The organism is Lysinibacillus sphaericus (assembly GCF_005217585.1).
In the GTDB taxonomy this organism is placed as follows: Bacteria; Bacillota; Bacilli; order Bacillales_A; family Planococcaceae; genus Lysinibacillus; species Lysinibacillus sphaericus.
In genome coordinates this window covers 1,015,849-1,030,166 of the sequence record NZ_SZPT01000001.1, presented here as the reverse complement: position 1 = coordinate 1,030,166, position 14,318 = coordinate 1,015,849, and the positions used below count along the sequence as shown (strand labels likewise).

Sequence of the window (14,318 nt, the reverse complement as noted above, 5' to 3'; positions counted from 1 at the left end):
CCTAATCTGTCCTAAATGAAAATGCCATTGCGATCTTGTCAAATTGGGTATCACAATGGATAAAACCGGAGCGTTCTATGCTAATTGTCGTTACTATTGGTGGAACATTCACCGCTCTATGATTAAACTTGTACCCTATGGCAACTACTTCCTGCCGTCTATCCACATCACTACGTGGTCTAAATCCAACTGGCAATACTGTACATACATTATGAGATTGGCTTCCGGAATTAATGATTTCCCCTTGTACATGCACGATGCCAAAATCGTCTTTGTAATAGATTAAAGGGGCCTTTCGTTGATGACTCCATCCAGCCTGAAGTGTACATTGGATGCTGTCTGATAGCTTTTTGTTTGCCTTTTTTTCATTCAACTGATTTACTGTTGTCTGCAATGTCTGAATCTCTTGATTGAAATTTACTGCATGCTGTGTTTCTCCTTGTGGACCTTGTGGACCCTTTGGACCTCGGAGACCTTTTAAAGATTCAATCCATTCTTTCATCGTTCCCTTAAATCCATTTTCAACAGCTAGTTCGTATGCTGATTTCCCTGCAGGTCCTTGTTTAGCAAGCATTGACCAATACACATTCGATTGAATATCACTCGGAGGCGTCTTTCCTAAGTTATCCTGTAAGGCGATAAAGGATGAACCATTAAAGAGAACCAAATTATTTTTATAATATTGCGTCGTATTATTCCAATTGCCCCTAGAACCCATATTCTTAACCATTAATTCCAATGAAGCGAGGGCTGTTTGAACTTGCTCTGATGCCGCTAAAGCACCTTGTTTAGCAGTATTGACTTCAGGGCGAGCAGAATTGGCTTCTGTAATTGCCTTATTAACCTGTACTAATTTTTGCGAGATAGTACTAAGTGCTTCTTGCAATGTTGTGTTATTCGTCTCTATAGATTGTTGCACTGTAGTATTCGCATTATCTACAGCTTGATTTAATCGCTGTAACAATTCATCAACTTCTGTACTGCCAGACAACATTTTGATTTGTTGTTGCAAATAACTATACCCCGATATAATTCGTTGCCAGTTCTCATTGAGCTTCATTCGTTCTGCATTACTAATGGGATTTTCTGTGTTATGCAATTCTAAAGTCAATTAAAGCACATCCCTTCTATTTGTATAAGAATCTAAAATCAAATTCGATTGATTGCACAGTTCCACCGGACACTGAAAAAACATTGTTTCCCGGCACAAGCGTTAATGGCTTTTTATTTGTATTCAAAATGGCATTCGCACCGTTTTTATAAGTGTGAATGCCATTCAAAACTAATGTATCTGTACCTGTTAAAGCGCCATTAAACCTAAACACTTCGCTAGTGGTATTATTCTTAAATTCTAAATAGCTCGATGCTGTTGCCTTAATCGTTATTTTCAATTCACTTTCACGCGGATCAATTTTGACATTGCCTAAGTTTTTCACTGTGAAATTATTGGCCGTAAACTTGTACTGTAAATCCTCGTCCCACGTCAACCCTTGATTCCATTCCCACTTATTAGCGTCCCACAGCTTTAAATCTTTTAATGTTGCAGCACTTTCTGCGTAAGGAAGTTGATAAGTTTCTAATTCAACCGTGAATCGACCTGTGAGCCCATCTTGTGCAACCTCAGACATATTGCTATTGATAACGAAGTATCGTTTCCCATATAAAAAAGCAACCTCACTAGGAATAAAATCGAGCTCTCTACCCCATTGCTTACCTGGTAGCTCGAATTCGTACATAGTGGATTGCTTTGTTGGTATAGCTTTATATAAATAATACGGCTCTAAATCTGTGAACAGATCAAACGCTCTATTTTCAAGTGTTTCAAAGTCTGAATGGTCTTTTGCGATAAACATCAGTTGAAGTTGTATTGTACGAGTGCCATATTTAACTAATTCGTTGATTGCTCCTGCTCGTCTTTCGACATCCGCTATATCACGCTTAATCTCGATAGGAGAAACGATTATGTCTTGTGTCACAAAACGCTCATGAGACAAAACAATTTCTTCTCCATTCACTTTTACTAACTTCGCATCCATCCTTTACACTCCTCTCATAGAACGTTTTAGGTCGACTTTTCTTGCCGTTCACTCATCAACATAATTCGTTAAAACATGACCATCAAGTTCAAGTGACAGGTCTTTATCAGCGATAACTCGAAGGAGCTGAATAACTTTTTCTAACACCGATAAATCAAGTACAGATTCGCTTGTAATACTTGTTTTTTGAGCACTGCTGATGGCACTTTTCATCGATAGCCCATCCGTTAAGATACGCAAATCTGCTCTAGCAGCTTCGGCTAATTGTGACGCTGCAAGCTTCATTTCCGCTTTGGTAGTTGATAGACTTGAACTAATATCGGGAACTGCATTTGCAGCCAAAACTGCTGCAGCTTTCGTTACAACTTTCGTATTGCCACTAATCCCTTTGGCAAGCCCGGATGGAATCCATTTACCGACTGACATCATGACACGGGATGGGGAGTGAATACCTAATTTATTTCGTAACCAAGTTGGTAACAGTTGGGCAAGTTCCATAACTTTGGCTTTTACTTTACCAAACCAATTACTAATCCCTTTCACCAAACCAGCTACGATAAATTCACCAATTTTCACTAGACTAATATTTTGTAAGAAAGACTTTGCCGCATTCCATCCATTCACAACAGCCGATTTAACGTTTTTCATCGCCGTTGATACGGTTGTTTTAAACCCATTCCAAATGGTTTCAATAGTCCTTTTTATACCATTTAGAATTGTATTAATGGTTGTTTTAATACCGTTCCAAATACTTTTAATAATGTTTGCAATAGCTTTTAAGACACTTGAGATGAAGCTCTTAATACCATTCCAAACAGATTGAATTGTGCCGATTAGACTTGTGAAAAAATTATCTAGGAATGAAGCGATACTTCGCCAAACACTCGTAAAAATAGATTTAATGCCATTGAGAACAGTATTGAAAAACGATTTAATACCATTCCAAATCGTTTTAATTGTATTTTTCAGTCCGTTAAAGATGGTTGAAACCGTACTTTTTATCGCATTTAAAGTATTGGTGAAAATACCTTTAATTGTTGTCCAAACGCCCTGTAAAAGCGTTTTTGCTGTTGAGCCAAATGCTTTTAACGGTCCAAGTAATTTCCCTACAAAGTAAAGATTAATTGCACCCCAGACTGCTTGTAACGCACCGCTAAGGATTTGTTTTATTCCATCCCAGACACCTTGCCAGTCACCTCTAAATAGTGCGCTGAATGTTTTGACGATACCCAAAATAACCTTAATGGCACCTTGGATCACATTTTTAATCGCTTCCCATGTAGAGACAATGAGCGCTTTTACGACTGGCCATATCTTTTGCATGATTGTCCCTATGACTGACATCACAGACGTCACAACATTTTCGATTACATTCCATACAACCAAAGCAGTCGCCTTAATACTTGCTTGGTTTTCCGTCCAGAATGCTGTAATCTGTGACCAGACGGACATCACCAAATCTTTAACAGCAGTTACTGCTACGGAAATTCCGGTTTTAATTGCTTCCCAAACAGTTTGAACCTGAGTTCGGAACTTTTCGTTCGTTTGATATAGACGTACTAAGATGGCGATGAAACCGACGATTGCTATGACAACTAAACCTACTGGATTCGTAATTAGTCCAAATGCTTTCCCAAAGTTTGTAGCGAAAGTCATCACTTTAGCACCCAATGATGCCATTGTTCCACTAAAGTTTGTAAATAACCCGGTTACGGATTTCAGCGCTTTCCCAATACCACCAAACATGGAAGAGCCGAACCCTGCGAATAACTCTTTGAATGCAATTATATTTGGTACGATGGCAAGCAAAACACCACCAAACGAAATAAGTCCCGCAATGATAACACCTATGGATCGATTGTTTTCCATCAAGCTATTAGCAAAAGTTAAAAACTTATTGGCTAGCTCGATAATAGTTGCACCAAGAGGCGCCATGCCAATACCTAAGTTCACTAGGAAAGTCGTTAAGTTCCCAATTAGGTTCATAACACTAGGCGCTGATTGATGGACATAATCAATAAATTGTTGGAAACCTTGATTTTGACTAAGTGTGGCTGACCACTCTTTAAATCGAGCCATCATCGATACAAGCCCGTCCATCATACTAGATGAAGAGCCTGCAAATGCACTAAAGAAATACACAACGCCTGCTATTGCATCACGGAAGATAGCGCGAATCTTAGGCATATTAGTATTTACGTAGTCCATAAATGCTTGGAATTTTGCACTACCACTTAATCCATTTGCCCACTCTGCAAAACGTGCTGTCATTGCTTCGAAGCCTTTTGCTGTACTGAAACTTAATGGTGCAAAAGCCGTCAGCATCGATAGCAACCCTTTAAATACATTTCCAAATGAGCGACCAAACGTCTCCAACAGTGAGGCACCACTAGTATTTAGATACGTTAAAAACTTTTGTATAGGTGGCGTATCGATAGCCGTATTGAGTTGAGCCATTAAATTTGCCACCGCTTGAGCACTTGAGATAAATAGGGGCCGTAACTTATTCAGTATGGAATCTGTTGCTTGCATGGCGCTTGTAAAAGCTTGCAGGACTGGCGTTTCTGTCTCTTTTACGAGTGACCGATATGTTTTCTTTACACTTTCAAATGCATTCCACGCTTTCTTTTGTAATGCAGTGAATGGTGGACCGGTTTCATCAAATAACGTTTTGATTGTCGGGATTGCTACTGCGCCAAATCCTACCGCTGCGGTACCAGCTGCTGCAAAGGCACCGGCTAATGCAAATGTAGATCCAGCGACAGTACCAATCATCGGACCTAAGTTCGCAATAGCACCCGAGATATTCCCTAATATAGGGGATATCGCAGGAAAGACGGCCATCAGTGAGCCCTTTAACGTATGTTGTATTAACTCACCAAAGGCTCGAATATTTGTTGCAATTCGATTGATCTTATTTTGAAATGCTTCTATCCGAGCTTCAATTTTAATAACGACTCGTTCACGAATTAAAGCTGCAATGCGCGCTCGAATTTCAGCCATGCGACGACGGAACTGACTAATATCCGCTCCAATGTCTACATGCACATCATTTGCCGTCGTGCGTATTGTGTTTTGGACTTGGCGCATCTGTGCCATAAACTGCGTAATACGCGCACCAATTCGTGCAGTAAAATTCTCGTTCATCTGCTTTACCCTTTCGTGTTTAATTTATCAGCCCATGCCTTCATATCAGCCTGTGCTTTCTTGTAAAGTGACGTGTCTATTTTCTTAGTTTGCTTCCAGTCTTTATCACCTGCTAGGATTCTTTTTCTAGCTTTTTCAGCATCAAATAAGTCCGTTAACCTTAAACGTTTCTCATTTTCAGCCTTGCGAATATACATGGCTTGAATCGCTAAATTTTCATAATCACTCACCATTTTCATTTGTGCGCCAATTAGAAGCGCTTTGTACTCGTTTGGTGTCCATGACATTATTAAATCGACATCATGGACACCTAAGTATTCTGCAGCGTTTGATAGGACTTCGAGCCATTCTAGTTCGTCAACTCTGTTTCCTCTTCCAATAGCTCCGCTTTCGCGTCTAGCATGATCTGAACGCCCTTGGCATTCTCCGCTTGCTCTTCCTCGTTTTTGCCCATCGTTTTGAATAGCTCTAAGTTCTTCCAAAACGTCTTCGCATCTTTTTTGAAAAAACCCGAGTCATTAATCTCACGAAATGCTTCTTTAAATAGCATGGTTGTGTCTCCATCTTCTTCAATTCTTGCTTCTAACGCCGCCTCTATTTGAGCCATTGATGGTCGGTTCTTTAAATGCGCTAATCCACAATCCCAAAACGCTTTTAAGGCATCTAAATCAAATTGCAATAGCCCTGTATAGATAGCACTAAACCCGCCTACCTCATTGCCTTCCTTATCCTTTTGATTGTAGTTTTTATCTGCTAAGTTTTTAAAAGCGAATCCGAATTTTGCTTCATATTGATTCTTGCCAATTGTTAATGTTGCCATATGATTTAACCCTCCTATTAAAACGAGTCAAAAAGTAAAGAGCGCACATTGCTCCCTATTCCTTAAGCTGTAACCGTTATTGCTGCGGTAGCTGTTTTACCTCCACTTACCGTAGTGACTGTGATGGTAGATGTTCCTGCTGAAAGTCCCGTTACAAGACCTGTAGGCGATACTTTCGCAACCGTAGTATCACTCGATTCAAATGTTACATGTTGGTTTGATGCATCCTCAGGAGTTACAACAACGCTTAATTGTTTGGTAGCATTCACAGCGATGGATGCTGTTGTAGGTGTCACTGTCACACTCGTTACAGGTACTGCTTTTTCTTTCGCTTTACCGAACTCACCTGTTTTCTCTCCCGGCTTTTCAAATGCACTCCTTGCAAATGCTATAACGGAATCAGGTAGCTTCGGCAATTGTCCTGGTTTGGATTCTCCGATGACCTGTAACGTGCAGGAGATTTCTTGGAAGTTGTCACCTGGATTCGATATCTCTACTGATTCAACTAATGTGTAAGCAAAAATGGCATCATGTACATCTTCATTACTATCATTTTTGACTGTATTTAAATCAACTTGCCAAACTTTTAGCTGCACCTTATTGCGAATGGCATCTAAAATTGCCTTTTGTCCTGGATCTGTTTTGTCACCAAACATCGTAACTTCAAAGGATTCACTCGATTGGCCGTATGCTAGAATCCGTCCAAATTTCGTCTGTTCATCAACTAGTTCATTTTCGATAGAGTGGCTATTTTCAGTTAGATGCCCGATGAGGTAACCATCCTCACCTAATGCATTTGTAGCAAGCTGGACAATTAAAACTGTATCCTTACCGTTTTGCATGTATTTCCCCTCCTAAACGAAAAACAGCCCCATAAAGGACTGTTAAATATTCTGCACTTTATATTGCACGACTAAGACGCCATGCTTTACTCCAGGGCTATTGTCATCAAAAACACGTGAGTCACGCCTTTTAACACTTAGCACTTTAGCTTTTGGAAGTTTGTAATTTTGAGCCATCAGCGCTTGTTGAGAAGCTGATAGCATCTCATACACTTTCCGTTTACCGCTGTACTCATCGTTATCCATCCACCAAGCATGAATCGTAAAAGAAATCGTTTCAATATTGCTCGTTTTCGTGTCAAATGGTGATGAATAAGGCTCTGCAATCGTTACGTATGGATAAGGTGTATTTTCATCGACAGTATCGTACGCACCTAAATCCTCTTCACTTTTTCGAGTAATATTTGTCAGCGCTTCACAAGCAATCAACTTTTGATAGATAGCTTGTTGCAACTCAAAATAAGGTAGCGCATAATAATTGGTCATAAGCCTAAACGCCTCATTTCTGTTTTAAAATACGCTTGTCCAGCATCAACTGCAGGGCCCCAGAATGGTTGAGCTTTATTACCGCTACTAGTTACCCAGTGTCCTAACTTTTCACTGTAATAAGTCCAAGGAATCTTTTTGGCTCTACTTCCTCCTGGCCCCTCTGCATGTACGCCAGTACCAAATTCCACCCAAATAGCGTAATGGCTCCCTACAGTGACAACAGCGTTATACTTCCCTAGCATCTTCATTTCGATAGAGTCACGCAAGCTGCCATCATCAACTGGCGCGAGTGCTTTAGCCTCAGTTTGTATAAGCCTTGCAGTCTCGTACACAATGTCGGATACTTTATCTAAAATCCCTTCTTCAAAACGTTGCGCGGCTCTTAACAATTTCCATCCACTGAAAGTAATTCGAGCCATTATGACATCACCAGCTTTAAAGCCACACGCATCATTTCATGTTGGCCACCTTGATCTTCAGGACGTCCTGCAAACTCGTATATCTCCCCTTCAAAGCGTAATCGCATACTAGACGTTAAATCAGTTCTGTAGGGGTAATACATGTAACATTGCAATGGATTACCTAGCTGTTGAGCATAATAATGCTCTTTGCTTGTTGGTGTATCAACAAACGCTTCGATTGTATCCACTGGCATCCACTTCGTTTTATATCCCCCTGCACCATCAGAAATACGTTGCTTCTCAACGACTTCGACTGTATGAGGAAATTCATCGTAATGCATGAAACTTCACCTTCTTATATGGCCGTAAATAGGTCCAAATGGCTTTTGGAAACTCTGTGTCATAAGAATAGGAGACTGTCCCCATAACACGTCCTTTTAACCCTGTTGTTTGCATATTGAATTGTATAGCCTTAGCGATAAATAGTTGCACACCTTGAGGCATCGTTTCAGGACACCACGCACCGTTACAATGGTCAATTGCTACTTCAAATAAAATAGGAGCCATTGCACAATAAAACGCATCATGCTTAGCTCCTGTATCACCATTTAACTGTTTTAGCTGTTCGATTTCTTCTTGAGTTGGTTGCCACATATTGACCACCTACTTTTCAGTTTCTGCTTCTGGTTTTTTAGAAATGGTACGTTTAGGCTTCTCTAATTGTACTTCCTCAAATTCCTCTGTACGCAAAAGGCGAGCACCGTGTTCTTCAGTGACCGCCCATGTGATACCCGTATTTAAGTTTTTTACGAACATTTTTAACCCCCTCCTTACGCTGGTCGTCTAGCTGAAAGTACTGCTAAAGCTTCTGGGCGCACCACTTTACAACCGTATAGATGAAGTCCTTTTACAGCATCTGCAAAACGTTTCTCCATTCGATAGCCCTCTACTTTTGCAGCTTGTTCAGCATACGTCCAGGCCATATTATGTCCGGCGATAATTTTTGAGTTTGCGACGACGCCTTCAAAACCTGTATCAACAAATGGTGCATTATTAGATTTCATAAGTAAGAAACCTGCAGCTCGACCTACAACACCATTAACCAAACGTTCGTCTGCTGGCAAAGCACCAGAACCAACAAAGCGATCATCTTTTAATAATAGCCCTTCATACCAAGGTGGCAAAACAGCAAAACGACCTTGTGTCGGAATATTGGCTTCATCCAATTTCGTTGAAAGGTCCACAAGGTACTCATAGGCATTGGCTTTCGTTACCTGAATCGGATCCTTGTCCGTACCAATAGTGTTAGCAGCATGTACATAATGAGAGGCAATAAATTGATCCGCGACATTCGATAAGGCATAAGCCGCTTCACGCATTGCATGATCCATTAATTTAGGATTTTGTTGAATTTTATCTAAATCATCAATTTGGAAGTTGAAAAACTTCGATTGGTCAATCACTAAATTACGTGTGTGATCTGTCAGTTCCTCTGGATCCTTCATATCTTTGTTTCGCGTATAATCACCTACGGATACCGCACCAATACCATTGATTTTTACTGTGTCACCGTAAGCCTTGATTTCACCTTCATAATCACGGTTGATGACACTAGCTTGTCCGAATACTAATGATTTTTGTAAATTGTGCAAAAGTCGAGCTGACCAAATTGTTGGAATAAAGTTTTTAATCGTCATAACGATATTTCCTCCTTACTGCTAATCGATTATAGTAAATTGTTTTTCACGATTTCATCCCAATTCGCATTGATTTCATCCGTTGTCATTTTCAGTACAGCTTCTTTCGTCAATGTTGTTGAGCCCCCTCCTTTTTGTGGTGGTGGCGTTCCACCATCTTTAAAGCGTTTATCCACTTCTGCCTGAACAGCTGCGTTAAATTCCGCTTCAAGTACACCTAAATTAGCTGTTGTCTTTTCAGCATCTTCACCGACAAAGAACGCTACTAACTTACTTGGTAAACGCTTTTCAGTTGCAATAGATAACGCCTGATTAATTAACTTTTCACGTGCAGCTTCTTTTTGCGATTGCTCAAATTGTGCCTTTAACTCACGTAACTGTTTCGCTTCCTCCGTTTCCGGTGGGTAACGCTTTGTAATTTCCTCTTCTAGTTTCTTTGGGAGAGTTTTCGTTTCATACGTTTTAATCGCTTCCGTTACACGTGTATCAGCAAATGACTGCAACCATTTCTTACCCTCATCATTGTCGTTTAAAAATGATTGAACCGATTCAAGTGTCAATGTAGCCCCTTGTCCGTTTCCGCCATCTCCTTGTGGTGGATGATCCCCTGAAGGATTTCCTTCCCCACCATCAGAAAACATTTGAATAGCTAAAGGTAAAAAGGTTTTTAAATAAAATGGATTGTTCTTCATCATGTCCTCCTTGCCCAATTTAGTTATCCGATGGAATCCCTAAACTGTTCGATAATATTTTTTCCCGTTCTTTATAGCGTCTGCGAGAGGAAAGACAAAATAAAAAGCCACTCTAAAAGAATGGCTTTTTAACTTTATGAAAGTTTTTTAAAATTAGATGAACTTTATTGAACTGAAGTCCCCGTTAGCTTTAGAAGAACAGTGATGCTTATTCAATAATCGCATCCGAACATTGAATAAAAAATAATAACATTTATTTACAAAAAGAAAATAAATATTGATATATTCTATCACAACTATGGATATTTAATTTCTAAATCACACCCACAGTTACATTTATTTATTGTATTATTAACCCCAATTGCACGGTGACCATCCGGTGTATGTAGTTCCAAAGATTTTACCCACTTATATTTAATATAATCACCAGTATAAGAAGGGTGACTATGGGAATTAAATTTCGGGGTGAACTTTGCATGTTTTCCGTAACTGTACACAATTTTACCTTCTTTAACATTCAGCGGAATCTTATTTTTACCACAATTATTCTTGAAGTAATTTCCTCCATGGTGTGAAGCCACGAGTCCATTTAAATTAGATAAGAATTGATCAGGTATGAATTGATATCTATTATCCCCTGGCAAAAGAAATCTCTCATTACTTTTATTTTCAACTAACAAACCTATCCCGTTATTATGGTAGTGTCTATTATCCCCATTACAAATAAATAAGCTACCAAAAGGCGTTTTGAAAGTTCCTGAGCTTAACTCGGTCAACTTACCGTATTTTGATATATCCGCACATAGTTTAGTAACTTGAGGTCCCTTTTTCTGATTTGGAACTATCCACTCTGTTTTTAAAGCATCCTTACAGTAATGGACGCCAATCCAATGATCTCTGTGCCAATGTGATAATATTATTTTAGGTTTAAGACTAAAGCAATATTCTATTCCATTTGGCGGATAGGTTACTGCATCTCTTCGCTCTCCACCACCAAAATCAAAGTATACAATTGGTTGTGAATTATAATTACAGATTGCTGAACATAATCCTTGCCCAACATTGTAAACCGCAATAAAGAAATCATCATAGTTTTCTTTAAAATCTGTTTTTTCTTCGTGTTGTATACCTTCTAAGCTATAAAATCTTTCTAATTGAGCTGTTTCTACTAAGTCTTCTATTGAAGATAGCATAAAGTTTGATACAATTTCTTGACTACCAGTATAATCTAGAAAAATTAAAGAGTTCCCACTTTTAACATGCTTACCATTTAGTAAATACCATCTATTTGAAGCTTCTTCATTAATAATATTTAAAATTCTTTTTAATTTATTCCCCATCAAGTCCAGCTCTTTTATTTCCACAATCATGCTAAATGTATTTAGTGTTCCTAACAAATCTCCTTTCGTAGTTTGGTTCTCCTCAAATTCATTTTGGATTCTGTCACTATCTTCTTGGTCTACCAAATCAAATTTTAAATAATATATTTGATCCTCATATTCTATATCCTCTAAAAATGCATAATATGAACTTCTTTTTCTTCTAAATAACTGTGAATTCTTTTTATAAACCTTCTTATAGCTACTTAACTCCGCATCAGAATTGACTATGTTTTTACCTAATTTTTGTAATTCGAGGTTAGTTGCTATACTGTGTCGCAATCTAAACTCAAAGTAATCAGAATAAACCTTAAAAGAATATACATTATTACCAAATGTTTGATTTATTGCATTAACTATGTTTTCTTCGTGCAGCTTTAAATTTATTTTTTGTCTAAAATTTTTATTTTTCAATTCATATCGATATATAAATGCCATTAATAAAATCACTCATCCCAAAATTTTTATATGATTTATTTCATTCCATCTAACTAATATTGAAACCTTAAAGTACCTCCTTCCCTAACAAAGAGATGGACTCTTTTACCCATTTTATCTTCCCTTTTAAATTCCTACTAATAAATTATACCAATTGTTCCATAAAATCTATAATCCTGTGAAAGAAATGTAAAAATGAAGATATTATCTCCTAAGGCATGATTATTGAACAAGAAATAAAAAGGTGTTAAATATCACCCTTTTATTTTATGACTTTTACAATTTAGGTCTTGATTTGTGATAATGCGTTTGCATAAGTCACGTAAAACTCTATTTCCGATTTACGTCTTTGGAGTTCGTGAAACATTATATTCATTAACTTTTGACAACCAAGTCCTTTATTTAATGCAGCATTCACCGCTAAATAAAGTAGATGTATTTCTCTGTCACCCATTTCATTCACCACACTCTTGCACCAATCGCCAAAATCATTCGATAGTGGTGGTGAAAGATTATAAAACTCTGAATAATGGATCATGGCTTGTAAACAACTTTCACTTGGTATTTGCACAGTTCTCCCTCCTGGGAGTAACATCCACTTCTAAATATAACGATATTCGGTTATAATAGATTTATGATATGGGTGGATGTCACTCAGATTTATGTCATGTTTTAAGTTGCCGCTTAAAGCATGGCTTTTCTTTTTTTGTACCCCATTTAGTTAACCAACTTCCCCTGGACAATTTCATGTATCTTCTGACGACCTTTTTCGTAATAACGGAAAGACTCTACTTGTTTATTACTATATGGTGACTTGTCCAAAGCAAAATAACCGTATTCATCGGTTTTAAGGTTATGTTTATTTGCAATACTACCAACCTTTTGCGGTGAAATTCCTAATTCTGAACCAATATCACTAGCCGTATATGTCTTTTTTACTTCTGGACGGTAATCAATTGTTTGGTCACTTAAAACCTCTAAAGCATTTACTTGTAACAACTCAACAGCTACGGGAGATAAGATTTTATTTTTCTGCATGTCCAGAATTAATTTAGCTTGGCGTGTACGGCTGTTATTCAACATTGCCTCAGCTCGCATACGTTGTACCTCAAGTTTAGTATCTACCTTTTGGGGTTGAACTAAAATCATTTCACCTTTACGTAAAGATTTAAGTGTCTTTCGAACAAAAGCTCTAAATACTTTTGCTTTAGGTTGTTTAGATAACATTGTTACTTCATATATACCATCCTCAGTAAAAATACGGGTTTCTTGGGTACCCCCTTTTCCGTGGGTACCTGTAGATACCTTTGCAATAGTCGAGAATTCTTCATCTCTAAGGTACTCATTGTTAGCTACTAAATTTTCAACGCCCTTTTTACTTGCATATTCAAGCGCCTGAGCTATCTGGTTAATTGTCATAAATACTTCATTGTTTTCATTTTGGTAAAAATCACAAATAACTGAATTAAATTGATTTTGTGTTGCTAAAGTAAGATTCATAGATTTACTTCCTCCTTTTCTTGTACAAAGAATTTTGTCCAATCAAATTTTAGATAAGCTGCTATTTTTCTCGCCACTTTTACTGATGGTGTTTTTTCACCCCGTTCAATGTTTGCATAATACCCACGTGAAATGTCCACAGAATCAGCTATTTCCTCCTGTTTTATTCCTTGAGCTATTCGGATCTGTTTCAGCCATCTTCTCATAACCTCTCCCCTTTCAAAAGTTCCTTTTAGGAACATTAATTAATTTAATTATAAGTTCCTATAAGGAACATTTCAATACTTTTTGAATATTAAAGTTTCTTTAAGGAACAATAAATAATTAAATATAGAAGTTCCTTTAGGTAACATATACAATCATAAGTAGCCAAATAATATTTAAGGATGTGCGTATAAATGGATATTCTTGCACAACGTTTAAAAAAGGTTCGTGAAAATATAAAGAAATCAAAGCCTGAATATACCCAATCATTTGTTGCTAAAGAAATAGGTGTTGCAAGAACTACTTATACAGCTTATGAAAATGGCACAAAAATGCCTCCTATTGACACTTTAAGTAATATCGCTAAGCTTTTTGATGTTTCAATAGATTACCTTCTTGGTCGTACAGAAAAACAAAAGCTTGCTCCTCAAGAAGAAGATGCAGACTTTCAAGCCTTTGCTTACAATCCAGAACTACAGAAGTTTTACAAAGAACTTCCTTATTCGAAAGAAGAGGCAGTTCAGAGATTACGTGATATTTGGGAAATTTTAAAACATGAAACGTAATAATAATACTTAACCAGTCAAACTGCACTTTGCATAAAAAGCTTAATAAATAATGCGCATAAGAAAAGTCACAAACGTTGATTTAACAACATTTGTGACTTTTTGGT

General features: G+C 37.8%; 17 protein-coding genes. 1 reads left to right on the top strand and 16 read right to left on the bottom strand.

What is annotated here, in order from left to right; all coding sequences use genetic code 11:
- Position 1: 1 nt before the first annotated feature.
- From FC748_RS05180 to FC748_RS05110, 16 genes are all read right to left on the bottom strand, one after another.
- Entirely contained in the window at positions 2–1,111 is a 1,110-nt protein-coding gene (locus FC748_RS05180) for a GTP-binding protein (protein WP_108030199.1), read from the bottom strand.
- 16 nt (positions 1,112–1,127) lie between these two features.
- Positions 1,128–2,036: a phage tail domain-containing protein gene (locus FC748_RS05175; RefSeq protein WP_108030198.1), complete on the bottom strand. Its 909-nt coding sequence runs from the start codon at positions 2,034–2,036 to the stop codon at positions 1,128–1,130.
- 48 nt (positions 2,037–2,084) lie between these two features.
- Complete coding sequence (locus tag FC748_RS05170) at positions 2,085–5,183, bottom strand: phage tail protein (RefSeq protein ID WP_108030197.1); 3,099 nt, start codon at positions 5,181–5,183, stop codon at positions 2,085–2,087.
- Positions 5,184–5,532: 349 nt separating this feature from the next.
- Positions 5,533–6,003, bottom strand: a complete 471-nt coding sequence (locus FC748_RS05165) for a tail assembly chaperone (RefSeq protein ID WP_108030195.1) — start codon at positions 6,001–6,003, stop codon at positions 5,533–5,535.
- Between the two features lie 62 nt (positions 6,004–6,065).
- Positions 6,066–6,845: a phage major tail protein, TP901-1 family gene (locus tag FC748_RS22180; RefSeq protein ID WP_108030194.1), complete on the bottom strand. Its 780-nt coding sequence runs from the start codon at positions 6,843–6,845 to the stop codon at positions 6,066–6,068.
- A 42-nt stretch (positions 6,846–6,887) separates the two neighbouring features.
- Positions 6,888–7,331: a DUF3168 domain-containing protein gene (locus FC748_RS05155; RefSeq protein ID WP_108030193.1), complete on the bottom strand. Its 444-nt coding sequence runs from the start codon at positions 7,329–7,331 to the stop codon at positions 6,888–6,890.
- Positions 7,328–7,753 (bottom strand): HK97-gp10 family putative phage morphogenesis protein, encoded by a 426-nt coding sequence (locus FC748_RS05150; RefSeq protein ID WP_024364700.1) that lies wholly within the window; start codon positions 7,751–7,753, stop codon positions 7,328–7,330. The genes FC748_RS05155 and FC748_RS05150 overlap by 4 nt, the downstream gene beginning before the upstream one ends.
- A complete protein-coding gene (locus FC748_RS05145) occupies positions 7,753–8,076 on the bottom strand; it encodes a phage head closure protein (RefSeq protein WP_024364701.1) in 324 nt (107 codons plus the stop codon). Before FC748_RS05145 ends, FC748_RS05150 begins: the two co-directional genes overlap by 1 nt.
- A complete protein-coding gene (locus tag FC748_RS05140; protein ID WP_024364702.1) occupies positions 8,063–8,389 on the bottom strand; it encodes a head-tail connector protein in 327 nt (108 codons plus the stop codon). The genes FC748_RS05145 and FC748_RS05140 overlap by 14 nt, the downstream gene beginning before the upstream one ends.
- A 9-nt stretch (positions 8,390–8,398) precedes the next feature.
- A complete protein-coding gene (locus FC748_RS21985; RefSeq protein ID WP_158694854.1) occupies positions 8,399–8,551 on the bottom strand; it encodes a hypothetical protein in 153 nt (50 codons plus the stop codon).
- Between the two features lie 14 nt (positions 8,552–8,565).
- On the bottom strand, positions 8,566–9,432 hold the full coding sequence (locus FC748_RS05135) for a phage major capsid protein (RefSeq protein WP_024364703.1): 867 nt from the start codon (positions 9,430–9,432) through the stop codon (positions 8,566–8,568).
- 29 nt (positions 9,433–9,461) lie between these two features.
- Entirely contained in the window at positions 9,462–10,124 is a 663-nt protein-coding gene (locus FC748_RS05130) for a DUF4355 domain-containing protein (RefSeq protein ID WP_024364704.1), read from the bottom strand.
- A 296-nt stretch (positions 10,125–10,420) separates the two neighbouring features.
- Positions 10,421–11,941 carry a ComEC/Rec2 family competence protein gene (locus tag FC748_RS05125; RefSeq protein WP_024364705.1) on the bottom strand — a complete coding sequence of 507 codons (1,521 nt, stop codon included), beginning with the start codon at positions 11,939–11,941 and terminating at the stop codon, positions 10,421–10,423.
- Positions 11,942–12,224: 283 nt separating this feature from the next.
- A complete protein-coding gene (locus FC748_RS05120) occupies positions 12,225–12,512 on the bottom strand; it encodes a hypothetical protein (protein ID WP_108030192.1) in 288 nt (95 codons plus the stop codon).
- 146 nt (positions 12,513–12,658) lie between these two features.
- Positions 12,659–13,441 (bottom strand): BRO-N domain-containing protein, encoded by a 783-nt coding sequence (locus FC748_RS05115; protein ID WP_108030191.1) that lies wholly within the window; start codon positions 13,439–13,441, stop codon positions 12,659–12,661.
- The gene (locus FC748_RS05110; RefSeq protein WP_108030190.1) at positions 13,438–13,647 is read right to left on the bottom strand and encodes a helix-turn-helix transcriptional regulator; all 210 of its coding nucleotides are present in this window, start codon (positions 13,645–13,647) and stop codon (positions 13,438–13,440) included. The genes FC748_RS05115 and FC748_RS05110 overlap by 4 nt, the downstream gene beginning before the upstream one ends.
- A 192-nt stretch (positions 13,648–13,839) precedes the next feature.
- Here FC748_RS05110 and FC748_RS05105 point away from each other — a divergent pair, with 192 nt between their 5' ends.
- Positions 13,840–14,211: a helix-turn-helix domain-containing protein gene (locus FC748_RS05105; protein WP_108030189.1), complete on the top strand. Its 372-nt coding sequence runs from the start codon at positions 13,840–13,842 to the stop codon at positions 14,209–14,211.
- Positions 14,212–14,318: the final 107 nt, after the last annotated feature.

Coding starts and splice junctions, on each gene's coding strand:
- FC748_RS05150 (WP_024364700.1), bottom strand. CDS start 7,753: ATGGCTCGAATTACTTTCAGTGGATGGAAATTGTTAAGAGCCGCGCAA.
- FC748_RS05135 (WP_024364703.1), bottom strand. CDS start 9,432: ATGACGATTAAAAACTTTATTCCAACAATTTGGTCAGCTCGACTTTTG.
- FC748_RS05105 (WP_108030189.1), top strand. CDS start 13,840: ATGGATATTCTTGCACAACGTTTAAAAAAGGTTCGTGAAAATATAAAG.
- FC748_RS05170 (WP_108030197.1), bottom strand. CDS start 5,183: ATGAACGAGAATTTTACTGCACGAATTGGTGCGCGTATTACGCAGTTT.
- FC748_RS05165 (WP_108030195.1), bottom strand. CDS start 6,003: ATGGCAACATTAACAATTGGCAAGAATCAATATGAAGCAAAATTCGGA.
- FC748_RS05140 (WP_024364702.1), bottom strand. CDS start 8,389: ATGTGGCAACCAACTCAAGAAGAAATCGAACAGCTAAAACAGTTAAAT.
- FC748_RS05130 (WP_024364704.1), bottom strand. CDS start 10,124: ATGAAGAACAATCCATTTTATTTAAAAACCTTTTTACCTTTAGCTATT.
- FC748_RS05115 (WP_108030191.1), bottom strand. CDS start 13,441: ATGAATCTTACTTTAGCAACACAAAATCAATTTAATTCAGTTATTTGT.
- FC748_RS05145 (WP_024364701.1), bottom strand. CDS start 8,076: ATGCATTACGATGAATTTCCTCATACAGTCGAAGTCGTTGAGAAGCAA.
- FC748_RS05175 (WP_108030198.1), bottom strand. CDS start 2,036: ATGGATGCGAAGTTAGTAAAAGTGAATGGAGAAGAAATTGTTTTGTCT.
- FC748_RS05125 (WP_024364705.1), bottom strand. CDS start 11,941: ATGGCATTTATATATCGATATGAATTGAAAAATAAAAATTTTAGACAA.
- FC748_RS21985 (WP_158694854.1), bottom strand. CDS start 8,551: ATGTTCGTAAAAAACTTAAATACGGGTATCACATGGGCGGTCACTGAA.
- FC748_RS22180 (WP_108030194.1), bottom strand. CDS start 6,845: ATGCAAAACGGTAAGGATACAGTTTTAATTGTCCAGCTTGCTACAAAT.
- FC748_RS05155 (WP_108030193.1), bottom strand. CDS start 7,331: ATGACCAATTATTATGCGCTACCTTATTTTGAGTTGCAACAAGCTATC.
- FC748_RS05110 (WP_108030190.1), bottom strand. CDS start 13,647: ATGAGAAGATGGCTGAAACAGATCCGAATAGCTCAAGGAATAAAACAG.